This window comes from Azospirillum baldaniorum, assembly GCF_003119195.2.
Classification (GTDB): Bacteria; Pseudomonadota; Alphaproteobacteria; order Azospirillales; family Azospirillaceae; genus Azospirillum; species Azospirillum baldaniorum.
This window is the reverse complement of record NZ_CP022254.1, coordinates 1,119,746-1,130,535: the sequence shown is the minus strand read 5'-3', so window position 1 is coordinate 1,130,535 and position 10,790 is coordinate 1,119,746. Positions and strand designations below refer to the sequence as shown.

Annotated in this window: 9 protein-coding genes; all 9 read right to left on the bottom strand. The window is 70.3% G+C overall.

All coding sequences use genetic code 11. The features are described from left to right. Positions 1–97: 97 nt before the first annotated feature. Positions 98–1,318 carry an ABC transporter ATP-binding protein gene (locus tag Sp245p_RS19475; protein WP_014197906.1) on the bottom strand — a complete coding sequence of 407 codons (1,221 nt, stop codon included), beginning with the start codon at positions 1,316–1,318 and terminating at the stop codon, positions 98–100. A 60-nt stretch (positions 1,319–1,378) separates the two neighbouring features. After that, positions 1,379–2,200, bottom strand: coding sequence for a carbohydrate ABC transporter permease (locus Sp245p_RS19470; protein WP_014197905.1), 822 nt, complete (start codon positions 2,198–2,200; stop codon positions 1,379–1,381). Positions 2,201–2,204: 4 nt separating this feature from the next. Next, positions 2,205–3,143, bottom strand: a complete 939-nt coding sequence (locus tag Sp245p_RS19465) for a carbohydrate ABC transporter permease (protein ID WP_145626999.1) — start codon at positions 3,141–3,143, stop codon at positions 2,205–2,207. Between the two features lie 206 nt (positions 3,144–3,349). Then, entirely contained in the window at positions 3,350–4,615 is a 1,266-nt protein-coding gene (locus Sp245p_RS19460; protein WP_014197903.1) for an ABC transporter substrate-binding protein, read from the bottom strand. 100 nt (positions 4,616–4,715) lie between these two features. Continuing rightward, positions 4,716–6,296: an aldehyde dehydrogenase (NADP(+)) gene (locus tag Sp245p_RS19455; protein WP_014197902.1), complete on the bottom strand. Its 1,581-nt coding sequence runs from the start codon at positions 6,294–6,296 to the stop codon at positions 4,716–4,718. 46 nt (positions 6,297–6,342) lie between these two features. Then, entirely contained in the window at positions 6,343–7,527 is a 1,185-nt protein-coding gene (locus Sp245p_RS19450) for a fumarylacetoacetate hydrolase family protein (RefSeq protein ID WP_014197901.1), read from the bottom strand. Between the two features lie 31 nt (positions 7,528–7,558). Next, positions 7,559–8,356 carry an enoyl-CoA hydratase/isomerase family protein gene (locus Sp245p_RS19445; protein WP_014197900.1) on the bottom strand — a complete coding sequence of 266 codons (798 nt, stop codon included), beginning with the start codon at positions 8,354–8,356 and terminating at the stop codon, positions 7,559–7,561. A gap of 10 nt (positions 8,357–8,366) precedes the next feature. Continuing rightward, complete coding sequence (locus tag Sp245p_RS19440; protein ID WP_014197899.1) at positions 8,367–9,518, bottom strand: ABC transporter substrate-binding protein; 1,152 nt, start codon at positions 9,516–9,518, stop codon at positions 8,367–8,369. Then, positions 9,500–10,747 carry a CaiB/BaiF CoA transferase family protein gene (locus Sp245p_RS19435; RefSeq protein WP_014197898.1) on the bottom strand — a complete coding sequence of 416 codons (1,248 nt, stop codon included), beginning with the start codon at positions 10,745–10,747 and terminating at the stop codon, positions 9,500–9,502. The genes Sp245p_RS19440 and Sp245p_RS19435 overlap by 19 nt, the downstream gene beginning before the upstream one ends. Positions 10,748–10,790: the final 43 nt, after the last annotated feature.

Here is a 10,790-nt window from a genome sequence, read left to right as displayed (position 1 = left end):
GAGGAAGGTGCCTTTCTGAAAAGTAGTGCTCGGGAACAGCGCCGCCTCTGTCGATCCACCTGGGGATGCAGAGGCGGCGCCGTCCGTAAGGATCGCGTCAGGAGGCCGTCCGGATGGTGCCGACGCGTCCGCCGGCCAGGAAATCCTCCGCGGCCCGTCCGCCGACGCGGAGGCCGCTGTCCTTCTCGAACAGGGAGAAGTCCTTCAGCAGGCAGTCGATGCCGACCGCCTCGCCGACGCGCAGCTCACTGTAGCCGGGGACGGACACCATTACCTCGTCGGTCAGGCCGCCGTCGTCGTCGTGGGCGGTGTGGACGCCGGACAGCTTCACCGAGATCAGCGATTCCGCCCCCACATGCTCGACCAGGGTGACGGTGCCCGGCAGGCTCTTGCCCTGGCCCGGCGGCACGATGGCGAGCGCGCCGGGGCGCAGGCCCAGCCACACCTTCATGCGGCTGCCGCCGCCCGGGCGCTCCGCCTTGTCCGGCAGCGGCAGGACGCTGTTGCCGATGCGCACGGTCATGCCCTCGACCTCGGCGTCGATCAGGTTCATCGGCGGCGTGCCGATGAAGCGGGCGACGTAGGTGTTGGCCGGCTTCTCGTAGATCTCGCGCGGGGTGCCGTACTGCTGGAGGTGCCCGTCGCGCATCAGCGCGATGCGGGTGCCCATGGTCATCGCCTCGATCTGGTCGTGGGTGACGTAGACGAAGTTGCCGCCGACCCGCTGGTGGAGCTGGGTGATCTCCGCCCGCATGGCGGTGCGCAGTTTGGCGTCGAGGTTCGACAGCGGCTCGTCCATCAGGAAGGCCGACGGCTCGCGCACCATGGCGCGGCCGAGCGCCACGCGCTGGCGCTGGCCGCCCGACAGGGTGCGCGGGTGACGGTCCAGCACCTTGGTCAGGGCCAGTGTGTCGGCGGTGCGCTCCACCAGCTCGCGCACCTCCGGCGAGTTCTCGATGCGGCGCTTGAAATAGTCGCCGATGAACGGGACGTGGAACCACCAGCGGAACTGCCGCATGATCAGCGGGAAGGCGATGTTCCGGCGCACCGTCATGTGCGGGTAGAGCGCGTAGGACTGGAAGACGAAGGCCATGTCGCGGTCGCTGGGCGGCAGCTCGTCCACCCGCTTGCCGCCGAGATGGATCTCGCCGCTGGTCACCGTCTCAAGCCCCGCGATCATGCGCAGGATGGTGGACTTGCCGCAGCCCGACGGGCCGAGCAGCACCAGGAATTCGTCGTCGCCGGCCTCCAGGCTCACGTTGTCGATCACGGTCAGGGAACCGAAGGACTTCGTGACGTTCTGCAGTTTGATAGCCATGGGCTTTTCCCTTTTATCTCTCGGGCGTGTCGGTGCAAGGGGGGCGGGATCGGCCCACGGTCAGCCCTTGACGCCGCCGGTCGTCATGCCGGCGACCACGTAGCGTTGGACGAACAGGTAGAAGACGACCGCCGGCAGCGTGTAGATGAAGCCGACCGCCATGACCGTGTGCACCGGCGTGCTCAGCTCGCCCACGAAGCTGGCGAGGCCGACCGAGGCGGTGCGCAGGGCGTCGTCGCTGATGAAGGTCTGGGCGAAGACATATTCGTTCCAGCCGTGGAAGAAGGCGATCACCGCCGCCGCCGCCAGCGTCGGCGCGATCAGCGGGACCACCACCGCCAGCACGATGCCGAGGCGGGAGCAGCCGTCCACCCTTGCGGCCTCCTCGATCTCCGACGGCACGCCGTCGATGGCGCCCTTCAGGATCCAGGTCACCACCGGCACCGTGAAGGCCGTGTTGGCCAGGATCAGGCCGAGCAGCGTGTTGAGCAGCGACAGCTTGGTGAAGATGTCGTAGAGCGGCACCACCAGCATCGCTTCCGGCAGCATCTGCGTCATGAACAGCGCGAAGCCGAGCAGCAGCTTGCCGTTGAAGGTCAGCCGCGACAGCGCGTAGGCCGGCAGCACCGACAAAAGGATGCTCAGCACCGTCGTGCCGACCGCGACGATGAGGCTGTTGATCAGCCATTGGCGCAGCGAGGTCTCGGTGAAGGCGGCGGCGTAGGTGCCGATCTGCGACAGCGTCGGCAGCAGGTTCGGCCTGTCGTCGAACAGCCGCTCCGACGGGGTGAGCGAGGTCACCAGCATCCAGTAGAGCGGGAAGGCCGCCACCCCGAGGAGGACCAGGACGGCGAGCGTGCGGGCCGTGGAATTGTGTTTCATGAGATCACCGTTTCCCGGCGGCCTTTTCCGCCCGCGTCGACAGCCAGAAATAGACCAGCGTCACCAGGATCGCGACGACCAGCCCGATGATGCCGACCGCCGCCGCGCGGCCGAGGTCGAGATAGACGAAGGCGCGGCGGTAGAGGTCGATGACCAGCGTGTTGGTCTCGCCCAGCGGGCCGCCCTGGGTCATCAGCCAGATCACGTCGAAGCGGCGCAGCGACCACACCGTAATGAGCAGAGTGAGGAGCGCCACCGACGGGCGGATGGTCGGCCAGGTGACGGCGCGGAAGATGCTGAGCCGGTCAGCCCCGTCGATCACCGCCGCCTCGCGCAGCTCCGACGGCACGCCCTGGAGGGCGGCCAGGATGACCACGGAGGAGAAGGGGAAGATCTGCCAGATCGTGGTGATGAGGATGGCCGGCAGGGCGAAGGACGGCTCGTCCAGCCAGTTCACCCCGCCCTCGGCGAAGCCCAGGAACTGGGCGAGATGGCTGAACAGGCCGTACTGCGCGTTGAACATCCACACGAAGATCAGCGCCGCGGCGACCGGCGGGGCGGCCCACGGAATGGTGACCAGCGCGCGGGCGATGCCGCGCCCCCGGAAGGTGCCGTCGAGCAGCAGCGCCGCCAGCAGGCCGAGCCCGATGGAGGCGACCACGCAGACCAGCGTGTAGACCGCGGTGACGCGCAGGACCTGATGGAACTCCGGGTCGAAGACGAGCTCGCGGTAATTGTCCAGCCCGACGTAGGTCTGCTGGCCCGGCGAGAGCAGCGAGGTGGAGGTGACGCTGAGCAGGAATTCCTGCACCAGCGGGTAGCCCTGGAAGACCAGGAGGTAGAGCGCCACCGGGGCGACGAAGAGTGCGGGAACCCAGCGGCCATGGTCGATCGGCGCGCGCCGCGCGGCGGCCCTGGGCTGGCTCACGGTCCTGCTCATCATGATGCGGTATCCGGAGTTGGGACCACGGCGATCGCTTCCGAACATTCCCTCTCCCCTCCGGGGAGAGGGTTAGGGTGAGGGGGTTGCGCTTTTGCCGAACGTACGGTTATGCGCAACCCCCTCACCGGCCCTTCGGGCCACCCTCTCCCCAGGGGGGAGAGGGCTAAAAGGATGTCGAATGCGATCGCCCTGGAATTGTGCGGGCGTTACTTCTGGGCGAGCACGCGGGCGGTGATCAGGCGCTGCGCCTCGTCCATGGCGGTCTGCGGGGCGACGCCGCCCTGGAGCACCTTGAGGAGCTGCTGGACGATGATCTGCTGGATCTCCGGCGCCTTGGTCTCAAGCCCCTGCGGCAGGGCCGGCACGCTGTTCGGGGTCTGCGCGTCGTAGACCTTCAGCCAGGGCATGGCCTGAAGCTCCTCCGGCGTGCGCTCCACCGTCGTCGCGACGTTGGCGGCGCCGAGCAGGGTCTGGAGTTCCTGCTGCTGCTGGGGCTGGAGCGCCCATTGCAGGAACTTGCCGGCGGCGTCCTTCACCTTGGTGTTGGCGTTGATGGTCACCGGAGCCAGGATCATGCCCTGCTCCTTGTGCGGGAAGGGCGACGGGGCGGCGGCGATGGGGTGCGCCTTGCCCTGCGAGGTCAGGATGGTGGCGACGCCGCCGTTGTCGATCTCCATGGCGACCTTGCCTTCCCAGAACATCCGCCGGTAGGTGGCGGCGTCGGTGCCCTTGGGGATCATGCCGGCGTCGTAGACGGTCTTGTAGGCGGCGACACCCGCCACGACCTCCGGGCTGTTGAAGGTCGGCGTGCCGTCCGGCTTGGACCAGCGCCCGCCGAAGCCGTAGACGAAGTTGGTCAGGTCGTACCAGACGCCGCCGCGCTCGGCCATCGTGGCGCGGAAGGCGAAGCCGTAGTTGCCGTCCTTCGTCGCCTCCTTGCCGAGCTTCACGAACTCCTCGAAGGTCTTGGGCGGCGTGCCGTTGGGCAGCAGCGCGGCGTTGTAGACCATCGCGTAGTTGGCGGTGTCGAAGGCGAAGCCGTAGCGCTTGCCCTCGACCTTCATGTACTGGTCGGCGGCGGTGAAGTTGTGGGCGCCGTCCTTCACGATGTCGTCGATCGGCAGGACCGACTTGGCGGCCACCGCGGCGTAGAACTCCGGCAGGTCGAAGCGGATCACGTCGGGGCCGCCGTTGCCGCCCATCTGCGTGAAGATGGTGGTCGCGAAGGAGGAGAAGGGGATGGTGACCGGCTTCACCTCGATGTCGGGCTGGGACTGGTTGAACGTCTCCACCCAGGCCTTCAGCCGATCGCCGCGGCCGACCTCGGCGAAGTGGGACGCAGCGAAGGTCACCACCGTCTTTCCGGATGACTGGGCCAGGGCGACCGAGGCGGTGCCCATCGCCAAGGCGGCGGCGAGCCCGCCGGCCAGAAGGGGGGTGATGCCCGTGATTGCGCTCAGAAACGGCTTCATGCTGCGTCCTCCTCTGAATTTGTTCGTTTACTGTCTTTTTTGGTTGGTTTGGCCCGCAATCCTGGAACCATACCAGAGTATGCGGGCCGGTGGTCGGGGTTCAGTGCCGGCCCAACGCTCCGTCGAACCGGCGCCACAGCCCCAGCGGGTTGCCGTCGCGCAGGGCTTGCGGCAGCAGGTCGGCCGGGATGTCCTGGTAGCAGACGGGCCGCAAGAACCTCTCGATGGCCGCCGTGCCGACCGAGGTGGTGCGGCCGTCCGACGTGGCCGGGAAAGGCCCGCCATGCACCATGGCGTGGCAGACCTCGACGCCCGTCGGCCAGCCGTTGGCCAGGATGCGGCCGGCCTTGCGCTCCAGCGTCGGCAGCAGGACCGCCGCCGCTCCGGTGTCCGCCGCGTCCATGTGCAGGGTCGCGGTGAGCTGGCCGTCCAGCCGTTCCGCCACCGCGCGCAAGGACTCCAGATCCGGGCAACGGATGAGCAGGGAGGCGGCGCCGAACACCTCCTCGCGCAGGGCCGGGTCGTCGAGGAAGGCGTCGGCGGTCGTGGCGAACAGCGCCGCCCGGCACCGGTTGGGGCCGTCGCCGTCCAGCCCGCGGGCCAGCGTCGCCACGAGGGCGTTGCCGGCCAGGGCGGCCACCCCGGCGTCGAAGGCCGCGTGGATGCCCGGCGTCAGCATGGTCGGCGCCGCGCTGCCGCCCAGCGCCTCCACGGCGGCCGCCACGAAGCGGTCGAGGTCCGGCCCGTCCACCGCCAGCAGGATGCCGGGGTTGGTGCAGAACTGCCCGGCGCCCATGGTCAGCGAGGCGACGAAGCCCCGGCCCAGAGCCTCCGCCCGCGCGGCGAGCGCCGCCGGCAGCAGGAAGACCGGGTTGATGCTGCTCATCTCCGCGTAGACGGGGATCGGTTCCGGGCGCTTGGCCGCCACCTCCATCAGCGCCACGCCGCCGCGGCGCGACCCGGTGAAGCCGACCGCCTTGATGCGCGGGTCGGCGACCAGAGCCGTGCCCACCGAGGAGCCGGCGCCGAAGATCAGCGAGAAGACGCCCTCCGGCAGGCCGCATTCGGCGACGGCGGCCTGGACGGCGCGGCCGACCAGCTCCGACGTGCCGGGATGGGCGGAGTGGGCCTTGACCACCACAGGGCAACCCGCGGCGAAGGCCGACGCGGTGTCGCCCCCGGCCACCGAGAAGGCCAGCGGGAAGTTGCTGGCGCCGAACACCGCGACCGGGCCGAGCGGGATGCGGCGCTGGCGCAGGTCGGGGCGGGGCAGGGGCGCCCGCTCCGGCAGGGCCGGGTCGATGCGGGCGCCGATCCAGCTTCCTTCCCGCACCACCGCGGCGAACAGGCGGAGCTGGCCGACGGTGCGGCCCCGCTCCCCCTCCAGCCGGGCGCGCGGCAGGCCGCTTTCGGCCATGGCGCGGACGATGAGAGCGTCGCCGAGGTCGAGGATGTTGCGGGCGACCGCCTCCAGAAAGACGGCGCGGTCCTCCGGCGCGGTCTCGCGGAAGCGGTCGAAGGCATCCCAGGCGAGCTGGCAGGCGCGGTCCACCTCCGCCGTCCCGCCGCCGCCGAAGGCGGGTTCCAGCTTTGCCCCGGTGGACGGGTCGATGGCGTGGATCTCGCCGTTGCGGCCGCGGTGGCTCTCGGCGCCGATCAGCATCATGCCGGTGAGGGTCACGGGCGGGTCCTTTCTTGTTCTCGCTGCTCTCGGTCTTGGTGCGGCATCAGCCGAGCAGGCCGCGGCCCGCGAGGTTCCGCATCAGCGCGGCGGCGCCGAAGTCCCAGGGCGCGCAGTCGGCGCAATGGCGGACCCGGTTGGTCAGGCTGCCCAGCGCCGGGGCGGTGATGGTCACCACGTCGTCCAGCTTGTGGGTGAAGCCCTCGCCCGGACGGTCGCGGTCCTCGACCGGCGCGAACATGGTGCCGAGCAGCAGGACGAAGCCGTCCGGATACTGGTGGTTCTCGCCGATGGTGGCCTCCACCAGCTCCACCGGGTCGCGGCTGATCTGCGACATGGAGCTGGAGCCCTCCAGCCGGAAGCCGTCGCTGCCCTCGACCACCAGCCCAAGCTCGGCGCTGCGCACACCGTCGAGCGTGAAGCGGTCGTCGAACAGACGGATGAACGGGCCGATGGAGCCGCTGGCGTTGTTGTCCTTGGCCTTGCCGAGCAGCAGGGCGGAGCGCCCCTCGACGTCGCGCAGGTTCATGTCGTTGCCGAGCGTGGCGCCGACGATGTCCCCGCGGCTGGAGGCCAGGACGGCGATTTCCGGCTCCGGGTTGTTCCACACCGAATAGGGCGGGATGCCGACGTGGGCGCCGGTGCCGACCGCCGACATCGGCTGGCCCTTGGTGAAGATCTCGGCGTCGGGGCCGATGCCGACCTCCAGATACTGCGACCACACCCCGCGGGCGATCAGCGCCTTCTTGACCTCCATGGCCTCCGGCGAGCCGGGCTTCAGGCTGGACAGGTCGCGCCCGATCAGCGCGTCGATGTCGGCACGGATGGCCAGCGCCTTCTCCGGGGCGCCGCGCGCCTGCTCCTCGATGACGCGCTCCAGCAGGCTGACCACGAAGGTCACGCCGGACGCCTTCACCGCCTGGAGGTCGATGGGGGCCAGCAGCCAGGGCCGCTCCGGGTCGCGCCGGTCCTCGTCGGAATTGGCGAGAATGGCGGCGGCGGTGCCGATCCATTCGCCGGGCAGGTCGCGGGCGATGGCTGCGGCGGCGCCGGTCTCCACCAGATCGCGCACGGTGGGCGCGTCGCGGCTGGTGATGTCGAACACGTCCCGGCCGCGCACGGCGATGACCGAGGGGCCGACGCCGGGACGCCAGGCGCGCCCGACCAGGAGCGCGCCCTCGTCCGTCGGCAGGGCGGCGGCGGGGTCGAGGGGAAGGGGTCGCTTGCTCATGGGTGCCTCTCCTCTTGCTTGCGCCGGGTCGTTACTTGCGCCGGAAGACCGGGCTGCGCTTTTCCTTGAAGGCGGCGCGCCCCTCGGCGGCGTCCGCGGTGGCGAAGCAGATGGTCTGCAGGTCGCGCTCGTACTCGATGGCCTTTTCCACCGGCATGGTGTGGGCGGCCTTCAGGTTCAGCTTCGCCGTCTCCGCCGCGATGGGGGCACGGCTGGCGACGATGGCGGCGATCTCCTGCGCGCGGGCGAGCAGTCGGTCGGCGGGCACCACCTCGCTGACGAGGCCCCAGGCCAGTGCCTTGTCCGCCGGGATCGGGTCGCCGGTCAGGATCATCATCGCGGCGTTGGAGGTGCCGATGGAGTGCGAGAGGAAGGCCGCCACGCCGCCGCCGCCGATCCAGCCGAGCTTGATCTCCGGCGCGCCGAACTGCGCGTTCTCCGACGCGATGCGGATGTCGCAGCTCATCGCCGTTTCCAGCCCGCCGCCGAAGGCGTAGCCGTTGACCGCGGCGATGCTGGGCTTGCGCAAGCCGCGGATGGCGTCGCAATAGTCTTCGCGGTTGCGGAAGTTCCAGGCGGTGTCGTAGCGGTCCAGCTCGCGGATGTCGGAGCCGCAGCAGAAGGCGCGCGGCCCGGCGCCGGTCAGCACGACGCAGCGGATGTCGTCGTCGGCGTTGCAGCGGGCCACGGCGGCGACCAGCTGCGCGGCCATCTCCGGGGTCACCGCGTTCAGCTTCTGCGGGCGGTCGAGCGTGATGGTGGCGACGAAGCCGTCCACCGTGACGGTGACCGCGCCAAGCGCCGGATCGGGGGTGTTGAGCGAGTCCATGGGATGGGCCTTATCGTTCGGTGCCAGCAACCGGGCGGCTGGCGGCGTAGCGGTGTTGCAGACGGTCGAGCAACGCCGGGTGCGGCGTGCCGTCGGCCAGCGCGTCGCGGATCATCGCGGCGGCGTCGGCCTGGAAAGCGATGTAGCCGGCGTGGCGCGGCCGGACATAGGCGGCCTCAAGCGTCGCGGCGGTGTTGCGGTAGAAACCGCCCCAGCGTTCGTTCACCGCCGTGTCCGCCCAGGCGTCGCGGCGGCTCGGCTGGCCGTCGTGGGCCGGGATGAAGCTCCGCTGCGCCTCGGCGCCGAGCAGCCAGCGCAGATGGTCGAGCAGGGCGGGCGTCACCTCGCAGCGCACGGAGACGCCGATGCCGGTGCCGCCCAGCGTCGAGCCGGGACGCCCGTCCGCCGTGGCACGCGGCGCGTCGGCGAAGGTCACCGGCTTCTCGCCCGCTGCGGTGGGGGCCGCGTAGTTGACGTAACCGTAGACCAGCGGGCAGAGCGCCACCTTGTCGATGCGGGCCATGTGGCCGAGCAGCCCGATGGGGTTCAGCCCGCGCACCGCCGCCGGCATCCGCCCGGCCAGCGTCGCCATGAGGTCGAGCACCCGTTCCCCGACCTCGGCCGAGACCAGCCGGTCGGGATCGGCCACCGCGGGCGGATCGCCGAAGGCCGTGGCCATGGACAGGAAGGTCAGGCAGGCGTGCGGCCCGGCCAGCGACAGGGCGACCGGCGCCCGTTCGGACAGGCTCGCCACCTCCGCCCAGGTGACCGGGATCGGCTCGTCCAGAAGGTCGGCGCGGCAGGCCATGACCTGCGTCGCCGCGTCGAGCGGCAGCGCCCAGTGCCGGTCCGCGAAGCGGTAGCTGGCGAGGCTCGGCCCGATGCTGTCGCGCTGCCAGCCGGCGATGTCCGCGGCGGTGAACAGGTCCTCCAGCGGAATCAGGCCGCGTTCCGCCACGGCCTCCCCGACATGGGGGTGATCGAGCACGATCAGGTCGTAGCGGGCGCAAAGGTCGCTGATCGGATGGGCCTCGAAGCCTTCGAGCGGCTGCTTGTCCCAGTCGATGGCAAGCCCGTCGCGTTCCTCGTCCAGCCCGGCGGCGGCTGCCGCCAAGGCGTTGTAGCCGCGCGGGTGGTCCCAGGTCAGCGCGCGGTAGCGCATGCCCGAACCTCCTCTTCCTCCGCCTCCGGCTCGGTGGCGGCGACGACGCCGGCGGCCAGCAGACGGTCGATGGCCTCGGCGGCGAAGCCGGCGGCTTCCAGCACCTCACGGGTGTGCTCGCCGGTCAGGGGGGCGCCGCGCTCGACCTCCGACGGGGTCTTGGAGAACTTGATCGGGAAGCCCGGCGTCTTGACGCGGCCCTCGGTCGGGTGGTCGTACTCGACGAAGGTGCCGTTGTGCTTGATCTGCGGGTCGTTCACGAGGTCGGCGTAGCCGTAGACCGGCCCGGCCCAGACCCCGGCGGCGTTGAACAGCTCCAGCCACTCCGCGGACGTCTTCGCGGTCAGCCGGTCGCGGGTCTTGGCGAAGATCTCGTCGCGGCGCGACCAGCTGTCGGTCTCGTCCTCCATGTCGAGGAAGGACGGTTCGCCGATCAGCTCGCCCAGCAGCTTCAGCGGCGGGAAAGCCACGATGATGAAGCCGTCGCTGGTGGCGAAGGCGCCGTAGGGGGCGCGGATGTAGACGTGGGCGTGCGGCTCGGCGGAGCGGGTCTGCGGCTTGCCGCCGACCGTGAAGACCGACAGCTCCTGCATCTGGATCGTCGTGATGGCGTCCAGCATGTTGACCTGGACAAGCTGGCCCTCGCCGGTGCGCTCGCGGTGGAGCAGGGCGGCCAGCACGCCTTCGAAGGCGGTGTAGCCGGTGATCGCGTCCACCAGATACTGGCCGGCAGGGGTCGGGGCCTCGCCCTCGCGGCCCGCCGACAGCATGGCGCCGGACATGCCCTGCAACAGCAGGTCCTGGCCCGGACGCTGGACGTAGGGGCCGGTCTCGCCATAGCCGGAGATCGACAGGTAGATCAGGCGGGGGTTGACCGCGGAGAGCGATTCATAGTCCACGCCCAGCCGCTTGGCGACGCCGGGCCGGTAGTTCTGGAGGAACACGTCGGCGGTCTTGACCAGCTCCATCAGCAGGGCCTTGCCCTCGGTGTTCTTCAGGTCGACGGCGAGCGAGCGCTTGTTCCGGTTCAGCGACAGGAAGGAGACGTTCACCTTGTTGCCGGTGATGCCGCCCGCCGCGGTGTGGCGCTGCCACTCGCCGGTCACCGGCTCCACCTTCACCACGTCGGCGCCGAGGTCGCCCAGGCGCTGCGCCGCCAGCGGGCCGGCCATGGCGATGGAGCAGTCGAGCACACGGTAACCGCTGAGGATGTTGCGTTTCTTGTCCATGATGTCCGGGTCTTGTTGCCGTGGGTCCGCCGGCCATGGCGGA